The sequence below is a fragment of the Streptomyces sp. NBC_00078 genome (genome assembly GCF_026343335.1).
GTDB lineage: Bacteria > Actinomycetota > Actinomycetes > Streptomycetales > Streptomycetaceae > Streptomyces.
Genome location: NZ_JAPELX010000002.1, coordinates 83293 through 105401, shown reverse-complemented (window position 1 = coordinate 105401; position 22109 = coordinate 83293). Strand labels below are relative to the sequence as shown.

The 22109-nt window shown below is 71.0% G+C and carries 20 protein-coding genes; 7 read left to right on the top strand and 13 right to left on the bottom strand.

The window, feature by feature from the left end:
• From OOK07_RS42640 to OOK07_RS42595, 10 genes are all read right to left on the bottom strand, one after another.
• A partial coding sequence (locus tag OOK07_RS42640) for a condensation domain-containing protein (protein ID WP_266802605.1) occupies positions 1–1479 on the bottom strand: 1479 nt, incomplete at its 3' end.
• A complete protein-coding gene (locus OOK07_RS42635; RefSeq protein ID WP_266794551.1) occupies positions 1476–3026 on the bottom strand; it encodes a condensation domain-containing protein in 1551 nt (516 codons plus the stop codon). The genes OOK07_RS42635 and OOK07_RS42640, both read right to left, overlap by 4 nt.
• A gap of 55 nt (positions 3027–3081) precedes the next feature.
• Positions 3082–4398: an MFS transporter gene (locus OOK07_RS42630; protein WP_266794552.1), complete on the bottom strand. Its 1317-nt coding sequence runs from the start codon at positions 4396–4398 to the stop codon at positions 3082–3084.
• The gene (locus tag OOK07_RS42625; protein ID WP_266794553.1) at positions 4395–5207 is read right to left on the bottom strand and encodes a sulfotransferase; all 813 of its coding nucleotides are present in this window, start codon (positions 5205–5207) and stop codon (positions 4395–4397) included. The genes OOK07_RS42630 and OOK07_RS42625 overlap by 4 nt, the downstream gene beginning before the upstream one ends.
• Positions 5204–6076 carry a sugar phosphate isomerase/epimerase family protein gene (locus OOK07_RS42620; protein ID WP_266794554.1) on the bottom strand — a complete coding sequence of 291 codons (873 nt, stop codon included), beginning with the start codon at positions 6074–6076 and terminating at the stop codon, positions 5204–5206. The genes OOK07_RS42625 and OOK07_RS42620 overlap by 4 nt, the downstream gene beginning before the upstream one ends.
• A 119-nt stretch (positions 6077–6195) precedes the next feature.
• Entirely contained in the window at positions 6196–6912 is a 717-nt protein-coding gene (locus tag OOK07_RS42615; protein WP_266794555.1) for an IolE/MocC family protein, read from the bottom strand.
• Positions 6913–6965: 53 nt separating this feature from the next.
• The gene (locus tag OOK07_RS42610) at positions 6966–7994 is read right to left on the bottom strand and encodes a Gfo/Idh/MocA family protein (protein WP_266794556.1); all 1029 of its coding nucleotides are present in this window, start codon (positions 7992–7994) and stop codon (positions 6966–6968) included.
• 1 nt (position 7995) lies between these two features.
• A complete protein-coding gene (locus OOK07_RS42605; protein ID WP_266802603.1) occupies positions 7996–8469 on the bottom strand; it encodes an amidohydrolase family protein in 474 nt (157 codons plus the stop codon).
• Entirely contained in the window at positions 8466–8711 is a 246-nt protein-coding gene (locus tag OOK07_RS42600) for a helix-turn-helix domain-containing protein (protein WP_266802601.1), read from the bottom strand. The genes OOK07_RS42605 and OOK07_RS42600 overlap by 4 nt, the downstream gene beginning before the upstream one ends.
• Before the next feature lie 109 nt (positions 8712–8820).
• Positions 8821–9615, bottom strand: coding sequence for an IclR family transcriptional regulator (locus tag OOK07_RS42595; RefSeq protein WP_266802599.1), 795 nt, complete (start codon positions 9613–9615; stop codon positions 8821–8823).
• Positions 9616–9810: 195 nt separating this feature from the next.
• On the opposite strand from OOK07_RS42595, the gene OOK07_RS42590 reads away from it, so the two are divergent.
• On the top strand, positions 9811–11007 hold the full coding sequence (locus OOK07_RS42590) for an FAD-dependent monooxygenase (protein ID WP_266802597.1): 1197 nt from the start codon (positions 9811–9813) through the stop codon (positions 11005–11007).
• Positions 11008–11220: 213 nt separating this feature from the next.
• Here OOK07_RS42590 and OOK07_RS42585 read toward each other — a convergent pair whose 3' ends face one another.
• Together OOK07_RS42585 and OOK07_RS42580 are read right to left on the bottom strand one after the other, a co-directional pair.
• On the bottom strand, positions 11221–12600 hold the full coding sequence (locus OOK07_RS42585; RefSeq protein ID WP_266802595.1) for an amidase: 1380 nt from the start codon (positions 12598–12600) through the stop codon (positions 11221–11223).
• A gap of 48 nt (positions 12601–12648) precedes the next feature.
• Positions 12649–13302 (bottom strand): TetR/AcrR family transcriptional regulator, encoded by a 654-nt coding sequence (locus OOK07_RS42580; RefSeq protein ID WP_266802593.1) that lies wholly within the window; start codon positions 13300–13302, stop codon positions 12649–12651.
• Between the two features lie 565 nt (positions 13303–13867).
• Here OOK07_RS42580 and OOK07_RS42575 point away from each other — a divergent pair.
• The 6 genes from OOK07_RS42575 (at position 13868) to OOK07_RS42550 (ending at position 21696) form a co-directional block, all read left to right on the top strand.
• The gene (locus OOK07_RS42575) at positions 13868–14761 is read left to right on the top strand and encodes a VOC family protein (RefSeq protein WP_323183056.1); all 894 of its coding nucleotides are present in this window, start codon (positions 13868–13870) and stop codon (positions 14759–14761) included.
• Between the two features lie 152 nt (positions 14762–14913).
• Positions 14914–15264, top strand: a complete 351-nt coding sequence (locus OOK07_RS42570) for an amidohydrolase family protein (protein ID WP_266802589.1) — start codon at positions 14914–14916, stop codon at positions 15262–15264.
• 329 nt (positions 15265–15593) lie between these two features.
• Positions 15594–16751 (top strand): iron-containing alcohol dehydrogenase, encoded by a 1158-nt coding sequence (locus OOK07_RS42565; protein WP_266802587.1) that lies wholly within the window; start codon positions 15594–15596, stop codon positions 16749–16751.
• A 271-nt stretch (positions 16752–17022) separates the two neighbouring features.
• Positions 17023–18657 (top strand): amidohydrolase, encoded by a 1635-nt coding sequence (locus tag OOK07_RS42560; protein WP_266802585.1) that lies wholly within the window; start codon positions 17023–17025, stop codon positions 18655–18657.
• A gap of 201 nt (positions 18658–18858) precedes the next feature.
• Positions 18859–19671 carry an alpha/beta fold hydrolase gene (locus OOK07_RS42555; RefSeq protein ID WP_266802583.1) on the top strand — a complete coding sequence of 271 codons (813 nt, stop codon included), beginning with the start codon at positions 18859–18861 and terminating at the stop codon, positions 19669–19671.
• Positions 19672–20436: 765 nt separating this feature from the next.
• On the top strand, positions 20437–21696 hold the full coding sequence (locus OOK07_RS42550; RefSeq protein WP_266802581.1) for an MFS transporter: 1260 nt from the start codon (positions 20437–20439) through the stop codon (positions 21694–21696).
• A gap of 96 nt (positions 21697–21792) precedes the next feature.
• On the opposite strand, the gene OOK07_RS42545 is transcribed toward OOK07_RS42550, so the two are convergent.
• On the bottom strand, positions 21793–22062 hold the full coding sequence (locus tag OOK07_RS42545; protein ID WP_266802609.1) for a hypothetical protein: 270 nt from the start codon (positions 22060–22062) through the stop codon (positions 21793–21795).
• Between the last annotated feature and the right edge of the window lie 47 nt (positions 22063–22109).

The window sequence follows — 22109 nt, the reverse complement described above, 5'->3', positions numbered from 1 at the left end:
CAGGGCCAGCCGCGGCTCGTCGCCCGTGCGCTGCACGTACAGGGTGGCGTCGAAGGGCGCGCCGTGGCAGTGGCCTTCGTGCGGGTAGAGGGTGATGTCGCCGCGTCGTACGCGGTGCGGTATCAGCTCGTCGTGGGCGGCGAGGACGAACTGGACGAGCGGGTTGCGCCGCCGGTCGTGCCGGACACCGACGGCCGGTACGAGGTCCTCCACCGGGATGTCGGAGGCGGCCACCGCCTCGCCGAGCGCGCGGGAGACGGCCACGACGTACTCGGTGACGGTGGCGGTGTCGTCCAGGACGCAGTGGACGGGCACGAGTTGGGAGCAGGGGGCGAGGACGTCGCGGACGGCGGGGTCCTGGCGGCCGGCGACGGGCACGCCGACGAGCAGTTCGGTGGCACCGCTGCGGCGGCCCAGGGCCAGCGCGTAGGCGGCGAGCAGGACGACGGTACCGGTGGTGCCGGTCGTGCGGCCGAGGTTGCGCCAGGCCCGGGTCGCGGCCGGGCCGAGCGCCGCGGTCAGCCGGCCGCCGGCCGCCTCCCACCGGGCCGGGCGCCGTGCGTCGGTCGGCAGTTCGAGCACGTGGGGGGCGCTCCGCAGCCGGTCGGCCCGGCTGCGGAGGGTCCCACGCCGGTCCGCGGCGGTGGTCCGCGCCCGGTGTGCCGCGAGTACGCTCTCCGGGCTGGGCGCGGGGGCCGGCAGGTCCTGGCCGGCGAGGAGGGTGGCCAGTTCGTCGAAGAGCACGCCGAACGACCAGGCGTCCAGCAGCACGTGGTGGGCCAGGACGGACACGAGGACGCGCTCGGAGGCGTCGGGCCGGGTGACGGTGGTGACCGTGAAGTGAACCGGAGGGCGCTCGTAGGGGCGCAGGAGTGTCTCGCTCGCGCCGGCCAGTTGGGTGTGCACGACGGTGACCGGGTCCGTGCCGTGGGCCGCCCGCAGGGTCTGGTGCCGGACGGTGGGCCGGGCGTGTGCGAGGACCCGGCGGCCGATCCTGCCGGTGTCGGCGTCGGCCGGGACGAAGGCGGTGCGCAGCCCCTCGTGCCGCTCGGTCAGGGCGGTGAGCGCCGGAGCCACCGCGGCGGCGGGGGCGCCGTCGATCTCGGCGGTGAACAGCAGGTGGTAGGCGGGGCCGTGGGCGATGGTCTCGACGCTCAGCATGCCGTTCTGTCCAGGCAGCACCGGGCGCACGGCCGCGGGTTCGGTCACCGGGGGCAGGGGCGCGGGGGGCGGCAGCGGGGTGGCGGCGCGCAGCACGGTGCCGACGGGTTCCCGGCCGAGTATTCGATGCAGGGGCAGGTCGGAGCCCGCCCTGGCGGCCTCGCCCGCCAGCCGTACGGCCTGCAGGGAGGAGCCGCCGAGCGCGGCGAAGGACATCCGCTCGCAGCGCTCTCGCAGCTCGGCGGCGGACAGCCCCAGGACGTCCGCGGCGAGTGGCAGCAGGACGTCGAGTCCGGCGGATGCGGGCCGGGCGGTCACCGGGGAGCACTTCCGCCGGCGGCCAGTTCGGGCAGGAGTGTGATCGCCCGGTCCAGCAACCGTCGTACCGTCTCCTCGGCGTAGTGGTCGGTGCTGAAGCGGATGGTCAGCAGCAGCCGGTCGTCGACGACGTCGCCCTCGACGTTCAGCACCCACGGCTCCCGCTGCCGTGCCGACCGGCGGCTGCCGCCCGCCACGTCGGCGGGGCGCAGCCAGCGGCCCACCCGGTCGTTCACCTGGTTCATACGGCTGCGGAAGTTCAGCCGGATCCCGCTGCCCGGCCCGGCGGTGGCCAGCAGCGGGTGCCCGGAGTACCGCAGGGCGTCGAAGCCGAACTTGGCCCGGGGCACGGCGGCCAGGTCGTCGAGGGCGTCCTGCGGCCAGGAACCGGGAGCACCGGTGTGGATCACCACGGGGTAGGTCGACTGGAGGTAGCCGAGCGCGCTGGTGGTGTCGTGTCCGCCGGGGACGGTGTCCCGGCCGTGGTGGTAGGTGTCCACGCTGACCGCCGGCAGGCCGAACCGCTCGGCCACGGATCGGGCGACGGCGGCCAGCACCAGGAGGCCGACGGGGTGGCCGAGCCGCCCGGCGGCGGTGTGCAGGGCAGTGGTGTGCTCCTCGTCGAGACCGGCCGTGGCGGCGGTGGCGGTGGACAGCGGGCCTGCGCCCGTGGAGTCGGTGGGCACCGGGGGGACGTCGGACAGGCCGAGGGCGCTCCAGCGCGCCGCGTCCTCCTCGGCCCGGGGGGAGGCCAGCCATGCGGCGAGGTCGGTGGCGAGGTCGCGGGGTTGGGCGGCGGGTGCACCGGGGGCCCGGCCGGTCAGCGCGTCCTCCAGTTCGTCGGCCAGCATGGTCAGGGAGTAGCCGTCGAGGGTGAGGTGGTGCACGGCGATCTGGAGGTAGTGCCGGCGCGGCAGCCAGAGGGCGTTGAACACCCGGCCCTCCGTGAGCCGGTGGCCGCGCACCGCCCGTTCGAACGCCTCGGCGAGCGCGGCGGCGTCGGTGTCGACGGTGAGCAGGCCGTCCGGCGCCTGGGGAAGGACCTCCGCGACCGGGCCGTCGGGCCCGTCCGGCAGGTAGCGGGTGCGCAGCGCCTCGTGCCGGTCGGTGAGCCGGCGGAGGGCCGCCTCGATCCAGGCGGCGTCGACCTTGTCGCCGTCCGGGGTCGTCTCGGGTATCTCGAACACCCAGACGAACCCGAAGTGGTCGGGGTCGGTGAAGGCCTGCGAGATCCAGCGCGTCTGGCAGGGCAGCAGCGGTATACGGCCGGCGGCCGGCCGGGGGGACGGCCGCCGCACCTCGGCGTTGTCGGTGTGCAGGCGGGCGAGGATGCCCGCGAAGGTGCGGCCGTGCAGGAAGTCGGCCGGTCCGGCGCTGACGCCTGCTGTACGCAGCTGGGTCACGCTGCGCACCATCAGCAGCGAGTCTCCCCCGGCGGCGAAGAAGTCGGCGTCCCGGCCCGAGGGCGGCTTGCCCAGGGCCGCTTCCCACACGTCGGCGAGCAGTGCGGCGAGGGCGCCCTGGCCGAGGTCGATGGATTCCGTCACGTTGACTGGGTCCTTTCATCACGGTCTCGGTTCCTGCCCGGAATCGGCGGTGTACTCAACTCGTGGACGGAGCTGCGCTCTTGGCGTCGGTGGGTGCTTCGGCGGGGTCGTCCGGTGCGTCCGGCCCGACAGCCGTGCGCACCAGCCATGCCGACAGCAGGCAGCCGAGCGCGAGCAGCGCGGCCAGGGCGAACCAGGCCAGGTCCGCGTCGGCGGCGATCAGGGCGGTGACCAGGGCCGGGCCGATCGCCTCCTGGGCGGACAGGCTCAGCCCGAACAGTGAGAGATAGCGGCCGCGCAGCCGCTCCGGCGCGAGCGTCATGGACACCGTCCATTCGCCGACCGCGCCGAGGAGTTCGGTCAGGGTGTGGGCGAGGACCGCCAGCACCAGCAGGCCGATCGCCACGGCGGTGGCGCCGCCGGAGCGGTGGGCCGCCCAGTAGCCCAGCGCGGCCAGGACGAACAGCGCGGCGGCGACGCGGTAGACGCGCGGTGCCTGGGCGAGGGAGGTGCAGCTCTTGGCCGCGCGTATCTGGAGGAGCACGACCAGCACGGTGTTGAAGGTGAACAGCAGGCCGACGAGGCCCGCCGGAGCACTGGTGTACTCGTACACCCACAGCGGCATGCCGATGGTGAAGGCGGTCGAGTACACCAGCACGAGGATGTTGAGCACGGCGAGGCTCACGTAACGCCGGTCGGCCAGCACCTGCCGGTAGCCGGCCCGGGGGCGGCCCTCCTCCGGGGGCCGGTCCGGCCGGAGCGGGCGGATGACGGGGACGGTGAGCACGAGGGCGATGGCCCCGGCGTAGGAGACGGCGTTGGCGACGAGCACCGCGTGGTAGCCGGTGTCCGAACCGATGGCCAGGACTGCCGCGGTGATCAGGCCGCCGAGCCCGAAGCCGACGTTGAGGACGGCCCGTTGGAAGGCCATCAGGGACACCCGATCCTCGGCGTCGGCGATGCTGGTGAGGAACACCTTGCGGGCCGGATTGACCATACGGTCGGCCACGTGCGCGACGCTCGCCACGGCGACGAGACCGCCCCAGTCGCGCACACCGAGATAGCCGACGTAGGCCACGGCACCGGCCGCCCAGCAGCAGACCACCACCTTGCGGGCGCCGAACCGGTCGATGAGTGTGCCGGACAGCGGGGTGGCGACGCTTCCGACGAGACCGGCGATGCCGAGGCCCGCGCCGACGGCGCCGGCGCTCAGGCCGACCACGACGGTGAAGTAGAGAACGGAGATCGGCAGGAACATGCCCGTACCGATGGCGTCGACGACCGCGACCAGGGCCCAGCGCCCTGCCGCGGGTGCCTCGGGCACGCCCAGGCGGCGCAGGGCGGTACGGCGCAGAGCCGGACTTCTGCTCATCGAGTCCTCCCCTGCGGCATGGGTTGGGGGGTGCGCAGGTCCAGCAGCGTCCGCCACAGCCGGTCGATGTGTGCGGGCAGCGGTTCGTCGTCCAGTGCGCCGGTGCGTTCGGCGAGCTGCCCGGCGTGCGGGAGCAGGTCCAGGCCGATCGCCTCGGACAGCCGGTGCAGGTCCTCGCCGGCGCACACCCGGGTGTACTCCAGGACGGTGCGCCGGGCGGGATCGCGCGTGGTGGGATGCGCGAGCCACGGCCGGTGCCAGGCGGCCCACTTCTCCAGGGCGTCCCGCCGGGTGCCGGGCCGCCAGGGGCGGTCGCCGGTCCAGCGCAGCATGGAGCGGGCGACGGCGGCCGGGTGGCGGATGAGCAGCACCCAGTGGGCTTCTGGCAGGGTGTCGGCGAGCTGGTCGAGTTCCAGCAGGTACTCGTTGTACTTGTCGCCGTAGCGGGTGGTCCCCGCGTACGCCTGTCGCACCAGCCGTCCGCGCAGCGCGGACGCGTCGGTGACGCGTCCCGCGGCCACCTCGGCGGCGGCGGCGCGCAGGACCTTCTCGACGGTCCCCAGCCACTGTTCGCTGTGCCGGCCGTAGGGCGGCCTGCGGTGCAGGGCGTGCAGGATCTCATCCGTGCGCAGATGCCGACCCTGCACGTCCGCCTGGGTGCACCAGCGGTGCAGGAGGTAGGGCAGCTTGCCGTTGACGGTGAAGACGCCGCCGGCGGCGGCGAAGGCCTGGTCGAGCACGTCGGCGAGCGCGGTGGTGCCCGAGCGCTGCGCGCCGAGCAGTACGACCGGTGCGGGCGAGGCAGTCACGAGGTCTCCCGCACGAGCGCGGGAAGCCTGTCGCACCAGTCGCGTAGCCGTTGCATGCACTCGACGCTGGCCGCGAAGCCGTCCCGGGAGAAGTCCTCGCCCCAGGGCCGGTCGCGGTTGGCGGGCGACAGGACCCGCCCGTGACGCCAGTGGGTCTCCAGGCTCAGGTAGCCGGTGTAGCCGTCCTCGGCCAGCCGGGTGAGCATCGTCGGCCAGTCCAGGTCCCCGTCGCCCAGCCTGACGTACCCGTTGGTACCGTCCGGGTCCTTGACGTGTACGTGTTGGATGAGATGGCGGCCCATCAGGTAGTCGGAGGGGTAGCGCACCTGTCCCCAGCCGCCGCGTACGGCGTTGGCGGGGTCCCAGAGCACGCCGACGTCGTCGCGGCCCAGTGCGTCGAGGAAATCGAGGACGTCCCGCATGTGAGGGGTGTTGCTGCGCGACTCGGTCTCCAGGATCAGCGGCACCCCGGGGACCACGCCCTCCAGCAGGGCGGCGACGACCCGTGCCGCGCGCAGCGGTTCGGGGGCGTGATCGGTTTCGGCGAAGAAGCTGAAGATTCGCGCGTGGGGCGTGCCGAGGCGCACCGCACGCCGGCAGGACTCCACGAGCACCTCGCGGGCCTCGGCGAGCTGCTCGTCGGTGGTGGACACCGGCCCCTTGAAGACGGGCGGTGCGAAGCCGGCGACGGCCAGTCCGCGCTCGTCCAGGAGGCCGCGCATGCGGGAGATCTGGTTGTCCGTCAGCTCGTGCGGGGGTGTTTCGTCGTACGACCGCACTTCGACCCCGGCGAATCCGAGCTGGGCTGCGGTGTCGGCGACCAGTTCGGGGTCCTGCGAGAGCTCGTCACCGATGACGGCGAGTTTCATGGATTGCTGCTCCTGGCTTGGCGGATGCGGCGGGATGGAGACGGAGGAGACGGCATCGTGGGTGTCCCGGCCCGGACGGCGCGCAGGTCCGTGCTGCCGGTCGGGGTGCCGGCCGCCCCTCAGGGGGCGGGTGAGGCCAGTGCCGTGGCGAGCACGGCCAGATCGGCGTCGGGTGTGCCGGCGCGTGATTCGACGGTCACCGCTCTCAGCCGGCCGAGCTCCAGGAGGTACGACAGGTCGGCTAGGTCGTGCGGGGAGAGCGGGCGGTGCCGGGTGCCCTGCGCGGTGCGGTGGACGCCCTTGACCTGCGCGGCGCGTACGAACGGGGCCAGTGCGCGCAGTTGGGCCCGGTCGGCGCCGCCGATCTCGGCCAGCCCGAGCAGGTCGACCAGGACGCCGACGCCGGCGCGTTCGGCGAGGTCGATCAGTCCGGCCGTGTCGGGGCCGCCGGCGTGGGTCTCGACCCAGGGTTCGACGCCGGCCTCGGCGGCGGCGGCGAGCTGGTCGGTCACCACGGCGGGGTCCGGGCGTTCCGCGCAGAACACCTTGACGGGGTACGGCTCCGGCACCGGTTCGGTGGCGACGGGCCAGTGCGCGGGGTCGCCCAGGCGCCAGCCGACGCCGACGAAGAAGACCTCGGCGCCGGTGCGCCGTATCCGGTCGATGCCGGCTCCCGCGCCGTCCCGTTCCCAGCCGTGCCCCTTGCCGATGCGCAGGTCGACGCCTGTGCCACCGGCGTGCAGCACGGCCCGGGCGAGCTCCTCGGGACCGGCCTGCGGCAGTGTGCCGGAGGAGTAGCCGAGCGGCGGGGCGGGTACGGAGCGGGGTGCGGTCATGCGGCTCTGCTCTCCTCCTGGTTCCCCCCGGGCTCGTTCGGGGTGACTCGGCCTCAGCACGGGGCGGCCACGGGGGCGGTGGTGCCCACGGGGGTGCCGAGCAGGCCGTCGAGGATCGCGACGACACCGGTGCTGCGGGCCAGAGCGGACAGGTCGGGAGCAGGACCGCCGCGAAGCGCCTCCGTGAGTTCGCGGTAGACGTCCTGGCGCAGCTCGCCCGCCGGGCGGGCGGCCGAGGCGAGTGGCCTGCCGTCGAGTTCGCCGACGGTGGCGCCGGCCCGCACCTCCACCCAGTCCCGGCGACCGAGCACGGTGAGCTGTTCGAAGCGGGCGGCGGCCCGGCAGGTCACGGTGACGGTGAGCCGGGCGCCCGAGCGGAACGTGACATGGCCGAGCAGTTCGGTGTCGATGCCCGCGACGGCTTCGGTCCTGGACAGCGCGGTCACCTCGACGGGTTCGCCGAGCAACTGGCAGGCCAGGTCGATGTAGTGGGCGCCGAGGTGGACGCTCACCCCGCCGACGGCCGCCTCCGGTTCGGCGCGCCAGCCCTCCCGGTAGTGGCTGTCGGAGCGGGGGCGGGAGATGAGCAGGTGGCCGATCCCGTCCGCGAACCGCTCCGGTGCCTTGACCCGCAGCTGCCCGGGCAGCGCGAAACGGTGCTGGAACATCACGGTGCTGAACAGCCCCGCGCCGGCGGCGGCGTCGAGGATCTCCCGTAGTTCCGCGGGCGACCGGGCCGGCAGCTTCTCCACCACCAGGTGCTTGCCCGCCGCGATGGCCGCCGCGAGGACCGGTGGGCGGTGCCCCGGCGGCAGGCACACGGCCAGCGCCGCGACGGCCGGGTCGGCCAGCACCTCCGGCAGCGGGCGCACGGTCAGGCCCGCCTCGACAGCCCGTCGGGCGGCCTCCGGGTCGGTCTCCACCACGGCGGCCGGCCGTAGGGCGACCAGGACACCGATGGCGGCGGCGTGCTGTCGGCCGGCGTTGCCGAAGCCGACGACGGCGATCTGGGCGCGGCGCGGCTGTACGGGGGGCCGCGCGCCCTGGTGCGGCGCGTCCGGTCCACCGGGCCTCGTGCCCATGTCAGCGGCCGGCCGGGATCACGTCGGAGGGACACCATAGCCGCGCGGCGGTCCGGCCGAGGTAGTCCGCCGCGCCGTCGTCCGGGAACACCCGGGCCACATCGCGGGCGTAGTCGACGAGTTGGGCGTAGCCGCGGTCGTGGGTGTGGGGGAAGTCGGAGCCCCAGACCAGGTGATCCGTACCGAAGCAGCGGCCCAGCTCGGAGAGGAGGGCGCCGGGGACGCCGGCCTCGCGAAGGGCGATGAGGAGATCGCCGACGGCCCGTGGCGCCGGGGACCGGCCATCGGTCAGGACGGCGGGCCGCGTCACTAGGAACTTCGCCAGGTTCCGTGACTTCGCACGGCCGCCCGCGACCGCCGTGACCACGGCCTGGATGGCCTCGGCGGCGAGGTCCTTCTCGACGTCGGCAACGTGGTCCGTGATCAGGCCGATCGGGTCCGCGACGGAGCGGTCGAGAGAGCCGGAAGTGATCACGACCGTTCAACACCCTTGATCCGGGCCCGCTTTGGCCGCAGGCCGGCGAGTCCTTCCGTGTCGGGGGCCGTGCCGCCGACGGCTGCCCTCTTCGGCTTCTTCACGGCCCCGGCCACCGCGATGGGCTCGATGAGGTCGCCCATGGTGCAGTCCAGGATGTCGAGCAGGGCCATGAGGATCTTCAGCGCGGGCAGCAGACCAGGGTCGCGGTAGGCCTCGGCGAGACCAGCCGACCCGGCCACCCCGGGCCCTCGGCGGGTGGTGCCCCCAGCCAAAGCCGGGTGGAGCGGGAGACGACGCCCGCGTTCCGCTGCCCAGCGGCATGTCCCGCGGCATCATGTGCCGCGGGCCTCATGCATGGGCACCGTTGGTGTGCTGGATGCCGACCGCGGGGGTCCAGCCGAGTCTTCGGGACCCCGCGAGTCCGGCGGCGATGACGGCGGGCCGCACCGTGTGCAGGCCGACGGAGCCCGTGCTGACGATCACGGACAGGGCCGCGACCACGTGACCGTCGGCGTCGATGACGCGGGTGGCCACGGAGTCCGTGCCGAGCGTCATTTCCTCACGGACCATCGCCACACCGGTGCGACGGCACTCGTCGAGAGCGTGCCGCAGCCGGACCGGATCGGTGATGGTGCGTGGGGTGTGTGCCGTGAGGCCCTGTGCGATCACCTGGTCCTGGAGGCCTGGGCCGGCATGTGCGAGCAGTACCTTGCCGACACCGGAACTGTGCAGCGGCAGCCGACCACCGACGCGGGAGATCAGATCGACCGCGCCTGCGGCTGAGATGCGTTCCACGAGGACGGCCTCCGTGCCTTCGAGCACGGCGAGCTGCACGTGCTGGCGCAGGGCGGTGTGCAGATCGTCCATGAAGGGCAGGACGGCGGTGCGCAAGGGCACGCTGAGCGGGGCGAGCGTGCCCAGCTGCCACATCCGGATGCCGATGCTGAAGTTGCCGTCCGGCGCCCGGTCGAGCGCTCCGGCCTCGACGAGTTCCAGGGCCAGCCTGCGCACGGTGGCGTGTGGGAGCCCGGTTGCACGGGTGAGGCCGGCAAGAGACAGCCGGGACCGGCCGGGGCGGAAGGCGAAGAGTACTTCGAGCAGGCGGGAACTCACGCTGCGACCAGGTTGGCTCGTCCGGGCCATGCAGTCCTCCTCGGTCCCCGCGTCACCTGCGACCGGGCGGCGTCACTCTCGGATCCAGTCGATGGCGCTCCACGTCGATGTTCGTCCAATGAACATAGCCGTTTCCCTGGCTCAGGGACATGACGAGCATCGGAGCCATCACAGAACCTCACGACGCGTCCGCGAACGCGTTGCTCAGAAGGACGGAGTCCGCAGATGCACACAGAGGCACCGCGTCAATCCCCAGGCCGGCCCCGGATCGCCGTCGTCGGTGGCGGTATCGGTGGGCTCGCCGCCGCCGCTTTCCTGCGCCGTGCCGGGGTCATGGCGACGGTCTACGAGCAGGCCCCCGCGCTCAAGGAGATCGGCGCGGGAATCCTGGTGTCACCCAATGCCGTCCGGTTGCTGCGGCAGCTGGGTGTGATGGACCGGTTCCTGCGCGACGCCGTACCGGTGGAGCTGGCGTGGGAGTTCCGCCGCTGGGAGAACGGGAGGGTGCTCTCGGTGGAGCGCCTCGACGGAGTCTGCGAGCGGCTCTACGGTGAGCGCACCTACACCGTCCATCGCGCGGATCTCCTTGACACGGTGAAGGCCGCGGTGCCCGAGGAATGGGTACGTCTCGGCGCGCGCTGTACGGCGGTGGAGGAACAGCCGGATGGTGTGCTGCTGCACTTCGCCGACGGCAGCAAGGCCGAGGCCGACGTCGTGATCGGTGCCGACGGGGTGCATTCGGTGGTGCGCGCGACGGTCGCCGAGCCGTCCACGCCGGAGTACTCCGGCATCTGCGCCTTCCGCACCCTCGTGCCCGCCGAGCGGGCGCCTGCCTTCGCCCTCCGCCGGGCGCACACGCTGTGGCTCGGCCCCGGCCGGCACCTGGTGCACTACCCCGTCAACGGGGGGAGGGCCGTCAACGTCGTGGCCTTCGCCCCGGCAGGGGACTTCACCGAGGAGTCCTGGAGCACGACCGCCTCGGTGGAGGAGTTCCTGGCCGAGTTCACGGGCTGGGATCCGCGTGTGACCGACCTGATCAGGTCAGGGGGAACCCCCGGCAGGTGGGCGCTGCTGGACCGGGCGCCACTGCGGCGGTGGAGTACGCCGAGGACCACTCTCCTCGGTGATGCGGCCCACCCGATGTTCCCCTTCTTCGGCCAGGGAGCCGCTCAGGCCATGGAGGACGGCGCCGTCCTCGCCGCGGCCCTCGCCGACGGTGCGGACGACATCGCAGGCGCCCTCCAACGCTACGAGGAGGCGCGGATCGAACGCGCCACCCGGCTGCAGGCGGTCAGTCATGGCCGCGCTCATGCCAACCACCTGCCGGACGGCCCCGAACAGCAGGCCCGCGACATCGCGCTGGCCGACTCCGACCCCCTGATGGCCAACGGCTGGATCTACGCCTACGAGGCCGCACTCTGAGCAGAGGACCCAATCATGCGTCCGCGGTGCGCTGGGCGGTGGCCTGGCCTGGCCTGCGGGCATGTGCGCCCCAGGCGTCCATCACGACTACGAGCCCCGGCGGCAGCCGATGAGCATGCGACGAGCCGGGGGTGCGCCGAGGGCAGCCCCCGGCGAGGTTGTCGGTGGGCATGGGCCGGAAACGGAGGACGGGCGACGAGGCGGGAGCGGACGTCAGGCAGTGGGCCAGGAATGCTGCAGCTCGGAAGTCGCCTCGACCAGGCGTTGAGCAGTCGCGAGCAGGGTGTGTTCCCGGCCCCATGACGCGGTGAGTTGCACTCCCACGGGAAGACCCTCGGAGTCGAATCCGGCGCGTACCACGCAGGTCGGCACCCCTGTCAGACTCTGCAGTGCGGTGAAGGCCATCACCCGTTCCCGGAAGCTCAGTGCCTGTGGCGCGCCGGGGACCTCGTCGTGGCCGATGCGCGCGGGTGAGACCCCGGACACAGGGGAGAGCACGATGTCCACATCGTGCAGTACCCGAGCGGTCATCGCCGTGATCAGCGCTCGGTCCTGCTGCGTCCGGGCGTACTGCTCCACGGTGACCCGGGATGCCTTCTCCAGCCTGGCGCGGACCTGGCCGCCGTACTCGGACCGCCGTGCGGGCCACAGTCCCGCACCGCGGTGCCCGGCGGCCCCCTCGACAGCGACCGTCGTACCCAGAGCCGGGTACAGAGGAGGCAGTCCGGGTGCTGACAGGCGTACGACCCGCACTCCGGCATCCTCCAGCGCACGGACCGTCTCGTGGAACACACGGGCGATGTCGGGGGCCAACTCGGCTTGTTCGAGCTCGGACCAGATCCCGACGACGACCTCTGCGTCGGCTGCCGGGTCCGGAGCCTGCGCGCCGTCCGGTGCGAGGACCGAGAGCAACAGCCGCAGGTCCTCGACAGTTCGTGCCATCGGCCCGACGTGGTCCAGTGAGGGAGCCAAGGGGAAGACGCCCGTTGTGTCGATGAGACCGAATGTGGGCTTGAGGCCCATGACGCCGCAGAAGGCGGCCGGAATCCGTATGGACCCCGCGGTGTCCGTGCCGATGGCCAAAGGTGCCAGGCCGGCGGCGAGTGCCGCGGCGGAACCCCCGCTCGAGCCTCCTGGTACCACCGTCGGATCCCACGGATTGCGGGTGGGCCCCACCGCGCTGCCGTCGGTGGTGATACCCCATGCGAACTCGTGCGTCGCGCTCTTGGCCACAACGATGCCGCCGGCCGCACGGATACGCTCCACCACAGCCGCGTCGCGCGGCGGAACGTGCCCGGAGAACATCCTTGAGCCGTAGGAGGTGCGCAGTCCTTCGGTGTCGATGAGGTCCTTGACGATCACGGGGATGCCTTCGAGCGGCCTCGCCCGGCCCTCGCGGTAGCGTCGCACCGCCTCCTGCGCCTCAAGGTGGTTCCGCCTGGCGTCGGCAGCCACAAGGGCGTTGAGACCCTGATGTTCGTCGGCTCGTTCGGACAGGGCGCGCAGGACCTCGACGGGCGAAAGCTCGCCCCGGCCGAAACGCGCGGCCAGGCCGACGGCTGACATGTAGGCAAGTTCGCTGTCCGTAGCCACGCTGCTCAGTTTTTTCGCTTTCTATGGACAAAACGCCTGGCCATACGCCTATGCGTTGATCCGGTACTGGTACTGGTTGAGGAACATGTCCACACCCGATTCGATCAGCCGTTCCGTCAGTTCGCTGTCGAGGGGCTTTCCGAAGGCGCTGTACACCAGCGCTGGAGACACCACCAATCCGGCGAGTTGGAGCACGGCCAGGTCGATGTCCTTGATACTGAGCCGACCCAGCTCCACCAGGTGCCGCAGCGTCTTGGCGATCACCGGATGGAACCGCTCGGGACCGTGTTGCTTCCATGCCTCGCCGAGTTCGGGGAACCTCCTGAGTTCACCGGCGACCAGGTTCCTCAAGGCGATCGTGTCCGGTGCGGCAAGTCCCGTCCCCCACGCCTTGCAGGCGTCGACGAGGTCCTCCCGGACATTTGTGGAATGGGCAAGCCGGGAGGCGACCAGGCGGAGCGGTTCCTCGTGAGCACGGTCGAGTTCTTCAGTGATCACGGCAATGAACAGCGTTTGCTTGTTCCCGAAGTACTTGTAAACGGTGGCCTTGGTGGTGCCTGCGGCTGCTGCGACGACGTCCATGCTGACGTCGAACCCCTCGGCGAGGAACGCGGCCCGGGCCGCGTCCACGATCCGCAGCCTCAGTGCCTGTGCTTTGGGTCGAAGGGGCCTCTTCAGGGCATTGTCGACCGGGCTGGACATCAGATTCCTCGCTGATAGTGGTGGGCCTGCATAGGCCCCATCGGACTACTGGCGCGCTCACTATGGCATCCGCGAGTCGGGACCGGACTGCGGAGGATCGAGGGTGATCGAACCAGTGACGGGGACAAAAAATATACTTGCAAGTATAGCAAAGTGGGTGCGGAACCGGACGTCTCTCCTGGGTGGTCCTGGCTCGGGTGGCACAACATCGGAGTAAATCGGGACGAAGTAGGGGGCGGCGAAACTCTGTCGGCGGCTGCCGAGCCCGCTCCTGTAGGGCCTCCCAGCAGGTATCCAGTACCCGCAACCCGCACGGCCCTGCGTATCGGTGCAGGCTGGGGCATCGTGAACGCCGCGCGGGGCATGCCCCCGGGGGAGGGCCCCCCGCGAAACGATGGAGAGCGCCAAGGCCCCTTGCTATACTGGACCGTATAGTATATGAATACGGAAGTCCGGTCTGGCGGAGGCATCGGCAGGACCGTCAGGCTCTCGTTTCGGAGGGTTCACAGTGACATTCCACGGCTATCACCACATCACTTCCATCGTCACGAGTGCACGCGAGGACATGCGATTCCACGCGGGCGTGCTCGGTCTGCGGAACGTGAAGCGCACCGTGCTGCTGGACGGTGACCGCCCCTTCTACCACCTGTACTACGGCAACGAGTACGGCGAACCCGGCACGCTGCTGACCTCGTTCGCCTTCGGCCCGGACCGGCCCGAAGGTCGGCGGGGGTCGGGCCAGGTGAGTTCCATCTCCCTCTCGGTTCCCCGCGGGAGCCTGAATTTCTGGTTGGACCGTCTCAACTCGCACGGTCTGCCGGCAACCAGGTTCGAGCTGTTGGGAGACCAGCGGATCCGGTTCGCCCACCCGGACGGGATCGAGCACCAACTGGTGGAGGTGGACGTCGACGACCGGCTGCCTTGGACCGGCGCGGATGTACCGGCCGCAGCCGCGATCCGCGGAGTGCACAGTGTGACTGTCTGCACCCGCGAGGTGGATGAGCTCGACATGTTCCTGCACGAGGGCATGGGGCTGCGCTCACGTGACGCGGATGGTGCCGTCAAGGCTTACACGATGGCTCGCGGGAGCGCCGGGCAGGTGGTGGAAGTCGATCACCGGCCGGACATTCCTCAGGGCACATGGGGCTACATGCGGAACACCATCGATCACGTCGCCTTCGATGTGCGTGAGGCCGACGCCCAGCTCCAGTTCAAGGATCGTCTTGAGACCATGGGCTTCATCGACGTGACTGAGCCGCGGGATCGCAACTACTTCTACTCGGTGTACTTCCGCACCCCCGCAGGAGCCATGTTCGAGGCCACCCGCAGCCACCCGCAGGGTTTCCTCAAGGACGAGACCCTGGACAGTCTGGGCAGCTGCCTGCAGCTGCCGAACTGGCTCGAGGAGAAGCAGGACGAGATGCTTGCCGAACTCGCGCGCACCCAGCCGCTCGACTGACCCCCGCAGCGATCCGCCCGCCGGGGGCTGATCGAATGCCTGACAGGGAGCCATGGCATGACGCCCCACTGCATCGACATCCACCACCATGTCATCCCGACGCCTACCTCAGCGCCATGGCTCGGGCCGGCGTAGGTCATCCCATTCCCGGCGTGGCATACCCGCGCTGGGACGTGGAGGCCGATCTCGACCTGATGGATCGCCACGGCATTCGGACCGCGGTGGCGTCCATCACCGCCCCGGCGCGGTATAGCACGACGCGCTCATCGGCGTTACCCGGCGGCGCCCGTCCCCACCGGCCAGCCGGTCTTCGGGCTGCCGCCCTCCCTGTACGAGGCACGGACCGCATCCTGTTCGGCACCGACCACCCGTTCATGCCGGAGTCGACGACTGCTGAGACGATCGCGGGGATCGGCGACTTCTTCGACGGGTCCGATCTCGTCGACGTGGAGCAGAACAACGCGGTGGCGCTTCTGCCGAGACCGGCCGAGATCCATACCTGACCCAGGCGCGGGGAACGCTCCAGGCCGGACCGGCGAACAGTCCCAGATCGGGGTCGGCCTATTACTCGCGGCCACGAGATCGTCCGGCGGTGGCAGCCGAAGCACTTCCCGCCGAAAGCCCTTGGAGAGTGCCTCAGCGTGCCGGAGTGCCTGCGCAGTAGTTCATCTCGGTCTCGCCATGCCGGGCCACCGCCCGGCGACCGGGCGGACCGGGCGGACCGGGCGGACCGGGCGGACCGGCTCAGCCAGTCGCCCTACCCTCATACGTTCCAGGCCCGCGTCTGCGCCACCGTGCCAGGTGTGGCCCTGCTTCTCGACCGGAGCATCCTGTGGACAGCGCCTCATCTCTCCGCACACCGACGGCGGGCGCCTTGGACTTCCTGCCGACCCGCCGCGTTGAATGGGGTCTCGGTTCGATCGGCCGTCTGGGCGATCTACTGGACTCGTACTCCGTCTCCCGGGTCCTTCTCATGACCACGAGATCGCTGTCGGAGCAAGGCTCCCTGCTCCGAACAGTAGAGGACAACTGCGGCGGCCGCTGCGCAGGCCGGGTGGAACACCTGCCGGCACACGTTCCCAGCGACGCGGTCGAACGCGCTGCGGCCACCGCGCGTGAGCTGGGCGCCGACGCGCTCGTCAGCTTCGGCGGCGGCTCGGTCATCGACGCCACCAAGGCCGTCGCCGCCCGCCTGGCGGACGACGACGGCCGGCAACTGCCGCACTTCGCGGTGCCGACCACGCTGTCCGGTGCGGAATTCGCCGATCACTATGGCGTGACCGAATTCCACGACGGGGCGGCGACGAAGCGTACGCATACCCGTGAGGATGTCACGCCCGTGGCGGTCGTCCTCGACGGCGCGCTCACCGCGGCCACGCCCGGCCCCCTGTGGGCAGGATCGGGCGCCAAGGCACTGGACCACGCGGTCGAAGGACTGATCTGCAACCCTCCCCGGCCGGTGCTGGACGACCTGGCCCAGTTGGGAATCCGAGAGCTCGCCGGAGTCCTGCGACAGTCCATGGATCCGGGCGAGCCGACAATACGACAGGCGTGCCAGCTCGCGGCCTGGTACTGCTACTTCGCCCCGGCCAGCCTCACATTGGGGCTGAGCCACCGCATCGGCCACGTGCTGGGCGGCACCTACGGGGTCCCGCACTCACTGACGTCGGGGATCACGCTGCCGGCAGTCGTCCGGGCCATGACTCAAACGTCCCCCCAGCGTCTGAAGCTGGTGGCACGCGCACTCGACACCGGCGGTCCACTCGATCTGCCGGCGATGGCAACCGACGAACCCGCCGAGGCCGCGGTCCGGCTGTCCTCCCTCGTCACGAGCGTCGGCCTGCCGACCAGGATGCGGGAGATCGGCATCGACCGAAACGAGCTCCCCGCGATCGCTCTCCGTGTCCAGCAGCTCTACCCCGAAGCAATCGCCCGACTTGGTACCGACAGCACCGAAAGCCTGCGTCGCCTCCTGGAAGAGGCTTGGTGATGAAGGGCCTCGAAGATCCGGGACCAAGCCCCACGGCCCGGTGGAGGACCCGTCACATGACCCCTCGGACGGGCCCTGGAGCGAGGGCGGTCTGTCCATCGGTGTCATCGAGACCGTGGCGCCTGATCGCCATTATCGGTGGTTCCGCTGTCGCATTCCCTGCGAGTGGCCGCATCCTGCAGGCGCCCGCAGTCTGCTCTTCGCAAGATTACCAACGCTGTGCACGGCCGGGATGTCGGCCCGTGATGCCTGGATGGACGGGAGTTATCTGATGAACGGTGGGACAGCGGATCTGGTGGTGCGCGCGGGCAGCGTGCACACCCTCGACGCGGCGGCAGCCCCCACGACGGCACTGGCAGCGCGCGACGGACAGATCGTGGCCGTGGCCGGTCCCGGGCAGGAGAAGGGACTGCTGCGGGAGTGGACGGGGCGTGACACCGTGGTGGTCGATGACCCCGGGCTCGTGGTGTTGCCGGCCTTCGTCGACACCCACAATCATCTGATGCTGGCAGGGCGTAACGTGCTGGGTGCGCCCGTGTCCCGGGCGAGGGACATTCACGGCTTCGTGGACCTGGTCCGTGAGCGAGCCGCGCAGACTCCCGCCGGGCAGTGGATCGTCACCGGCGCCGACTGGCACGAACTGCAGCTGGCCGAGCGCCGGATGCCGACCGCCCGTGAACTGGACCTGGCCACTACCGATCACCCGGTCCTGGCCCTGCGCGGCGGGCACAACGGGGTACTCAACTCCGCCGGGCTGCGCCTGGCCGGCATCAGTCCCGACACGCCGAATATTCTGGGCGGCTTCATCTCCCGCGACGCGGCCGGCCGCCCGACCGGCTGGCTGCAGGACGCCGCCCTGGACATGGCCCTGAAGGTCCTGCCGCCGATGCCTGCCGAGATCCTCGCCCATGGCCTGGCCCAGGCGTCCTCCGACTTCGCGGCCTGCGGGGTCGGAACCGTGCGCGACCCCGCCGTCACACCGCAGGAGTGGCACACCTACCTCCAGGCCGAGGCGGCCGGGCAGCTGTCCGTGCGTAGCCACGCCATGATCCTCTCGACCCGGTCCGTCATCGCCGCCGCCGGATCGATCACCGCCCACCTCGACGCCCTCGAGGCCCAGGGCATCAAGCCAGGGGCCGGACAGGGACGGCTGCGGCTGTGGGGGCTGAAGTTCATCCTCGACGGTGGTGTCGAAGCCGCCGCGCTGTCCGAGCCGTACGCCGACCGGCCCGGCTTCGACGGCGAACTGCTCTGGGAACGAGCCGAGCTGGCCGAGGCCCTGACCGTCTGTGTGCAACGCGGCTGGCCCGTGGGCACCCACGCCTTCGGCGACCGCGCGGTCGGCGTGCTCCTGGACGCAGTCCGCGAGGTGATGGACCGGGTAGGGCCCGTACCACCGGGCATGCTGGTCGTGGAACACGGCGGCCTGATCACCCCCGACCGGATCGCCGATGCCACCGCGCTGGGCGTCCACATCACCGTCCAGCAGGCCCTGCTCAGCTCACTCGCCCACCCCCTGATCGCCGCCTGGGGCACACAGCGGACCGCCGAGCTGTTTCCCCTGCGGGAACTGGTCGATGCCGGGGCCTGGATCAGCGCGGGCACCGACCACCCCATCGGACCGCTCAACCCCCTCCGGGGCCTGCACGACATGACCACCCGCTCTACCCCCGCGGGAGTACTCGGCCCCGAGCACGCCGTCACCCGCGCCGAAGCGCTCCGCCTGTACACCACCGCCGGCGCCCGGTTCCTGGACTGTCCGTTCAACGGCAACCTCGTGCCGGGGGCACCGGCCGACCTCGTGGCCTACCCGGCAGACCCCCTCACCTGCCCCGCGGACCAGCTGCTCACCCTCGCCCCCACACTCACGGCGGTCGGCGGCCGGATCGTCCACCGCACCGGCTGACCGACCGCGAACGGCGAACGGCGAGAATGTACGTCGCCCTTGCTGCCGTGCTGGTCGAACGCCTCGGGAGCGATTCCGGATCCGCTGGCCCCGGCCGCGGCACCTGTCCTGGTTCTCTTCACTCTTCAGCTCCGCGCCAAGAGCCTCACGACGACTTGCCTACCGCAGGGACCTACGACACCACGACACGAGGAGTTCACCATGCCATACCTGGAGCGCCCCGATGCTCGCATCTTCTTCACCGACGAGGGATCCGGGCCCGTCACCCTCCTGCTGATACACGGCCTGGTCTCCGACTCGAACGACTGGAACTGGCTGACGCCGCTGCTCCGCGACAGATACCGCATCGTGAGCATGGACATGCGTGGCCACGGTCGGTCCAGCGCATCCGGGGGTTATGCGCTCGCCGACCTCGCCCAGGACGCCCTGGCGATCGCCGACAGCATCGGCTGCCGGCGTTTCGTGCCGATGGGCCACTCGCTGGGCGGCACGGTCGCCGCGTGTCTCGCCGTCGAGCATCCCGACCGGGTCGAGGCGGTCATCGAGGTCGACCCGGCATACGCCTTGCCGTCGCCGATGGTCGATGGGTGGGAGGCGGTACGCGCCCAGTGGAAGGGTAAGAAGGCCGTGTTCCCGGATGCTCTTCTCGTCTCGGACGTCATGGCGCCCTTCCTGGCGACCTGGCTCGCCCGGCGTCTGGAAGCGATCGACCCCGCAGCGTTTTGGGGTGCCTACGATGGTCAGGCACGCGGACCGGAAGGGTTGTCCGTCTCGTCGCCCGAGGCGGACGAGTACCTGCGCCGCCGCGCCTGCCCCGTACTGTCGTTCCATGCGATACCGGGCCGCGCACAGTGGGAGAGCGCCCTGTTCACGCATCCCGCTTCGCGCACGATCGAGTGGGAAGGCTCGTCGCACTACCTGCACATCGAGCGCCCCCGCGAAATGGCTGTGGTGGTGTCCGGCTGGCTCGGCGCCCTGGCCTCGCCGGCCGTGGCCGCGACCGGCGAAGCCTAGACGGCCGGCGCACGCCGCCGTGCCGACCCACGGCGTCTGACGCGTCTTCGGATCTGGTCGGGGGGAATGGCTCTCCTGGCAGGCTTGCCCCGAAACGCCCACCGAGGCAGCGCTGGGACTGGGCAAAGCCACCAGCGAACGCCGCCTGAAGGCTCCTCCAGCAGACCTGCACCTGCGGCGAGAGCGTAGCCGTCCATCGCAGCCTTCCCGCCTAAGCAGGCGGCACCCAAGGCTGGGTCCTCCGAGACGAACGCCTTCATGCCCCGATCCGCACCCCGAGCCGGGTTTGCCGACCCCGGACGACACAGATCCTCCGGAGTGACGATGAGCCCTTCATCTTCGGCGCACCTTTGTCCACTCTCCGACAGGGTCCTCGGACCTAGGTTTCGTGGCCCGCGGGCACCCGGGCCATTCCTCCCTGTCGGGTTCACACGCTCCCCCATCGCTTTAACGGGATCCGCACCCTCGACGGCGGATCTTCGAACCGGAAACAGCACCTGACGGCCACGGCAATCCATGCCGTGGAGAACCTGACCGCAGTCGGCGCGCCACATGTTCTGCGCAACCAGGTGGTCAGCCGCCCTTGGGCCAAGAAGGCCCGTCCCAGAGGACGCATCGCAGCCAGGCCCACTCGGCGTGCTGTCCCAGAGCCAACATCTGCACGACGATCCCCTTCCCCGCACACCGCTCGCTTCCCCGAAAGGCAGGGCAACTGTGTCCGCTAGCGTGTTCCCCGCTCCCCCCCCGCCTCGACGCCGAGCCCTGGTGCTCCTCGTTCTGTTCCTCGCGTTGGTCGCCGACGGCCATGACTCCATCGCACTGAGCCTGGTCGTACCGACCATCGCCAAGGAATGGTCCGTCGCCCCGACCGATCTCGCCCTAGCCCTGACCGCGGCCAACGCCGGAGCGGTCATCGGCTACGTCGCCGCCGGACGCCTGGTGCGCCGGTGGGGCTCGCGCCTGGTGGTGGCCGGGTCCGTGGCTCTGTTCTCCGTCGGCTCCATCGCGACCGTGGCCGCCGATTCCACCCCCGGTCTCACCGCGCTGCGCTTCGTCACCGGGCTGGGATTCGGAATGGTCCTGCCTGCGGCCGTCTCGATTGCCGCTGGATGTGTCTCCGAGCGGCGACGCAGCTCCGCCGGTGTCGCACTGGCCCTCGCTGTGGGTGTGGGTTCATCTCTCGCCGGCGCCACAGGCGGAGGTCTGTTGAAGAACCTCGGATGGCACGGTCTGTTCTGGATTCCCGGTCTCGTCGCCCTGGCGCTGACCCCCGTCCTGCTCGCGGTTCTTCCAGCGGACCATCGTGCGAAGAACACGCCGGCCGCGAGCACTGACCCGGCCGGCGAGCGCGAAGAGCCGTCCGTACGAGCCCTGTTCGCTGCACCGTTGCGCGCCGGCACGATCTTGGTGTGGGGATTCGCGTTCCTCATCTTCCTGTCCACCTACGCTCTGACGGCCTGGTTCCCCACCGTGCTGGTCGAGCTGGGCTTCGCGCCGACCGAGGCGCCCGCGGGCAGCGCACTCATCGGGCTGGGCGGGATCGTCGGCGGCCTGGTCGTCGTGCTGCTGGCGCCTCGCTTCGATACCCCACCCGTGCTGTTCGTAACCTCGGTGGTGGCAGTGATCACCCTAGCCATCGCCGGACTCCTTCCCCTCGCCGGCGGACTTCTGCTAGGCCTGGCCGGCCTGGCCGGAGTCGGCCTCATCGCCGGGGTGACGGGTCAGACCGGGCTCGCACTCAGCAGATACCCCATGAAGCTGCGCACCACCGGCGTCGGCTGGGCGGCCGCCGTCGGGCGCATCGGCTCCATCCTGGGCCCGCTGCTCGGCGGTGCCGTGCTCGCCGGCGGAATTTCGCCCCGCGGTTTCATCGCCGCGGTCGCATTGCCCGCAATCATCGCAGCCATCCTGGCGCTCATCCTCTCCGGTCGTCGGACGAACGGGGCGCCGGCCACACCGTCGGAGGGCGACTCCGGGAGCAGCCGGCATGCCGATGAGACCTCTGCGGCCTCCGAGACGTCTTGAGACGTGGTGTCTGACGGCAGGTCACGCTCGTCGGTGAGTGCGTGGCTGTCCTGCCGCCGGTCCGCGAAGGGCGCTCCCTTCGCAGGTGCTGCTTGATCAGGCTGTGGCGGTGCGGCTCGTCCTGGTAGGGGTGCGATGCACGTGTGCGTACTCCTGCTTCTGGTGCCCTGCCCAGCAGGCGACTTCGACGCCTCCGAGCAGTGCTGCCGACTCACGGGCCAGGGATCCGAAGACCGGCGCCCGGCGCGCGAACGGCAACATCGGCCGACCGGCGCGCAGAGCGCCCGGAGCAGGCACGACGATCGTCTCGACGCGTACCGGTTCAGCCTTGGCACGGGCGACGACGCCGCGTACTTGCTGGGACATGCGAATCCTCTCTGTATAGCTGGGAAGCGGCAGGACTGAGCGGCGCA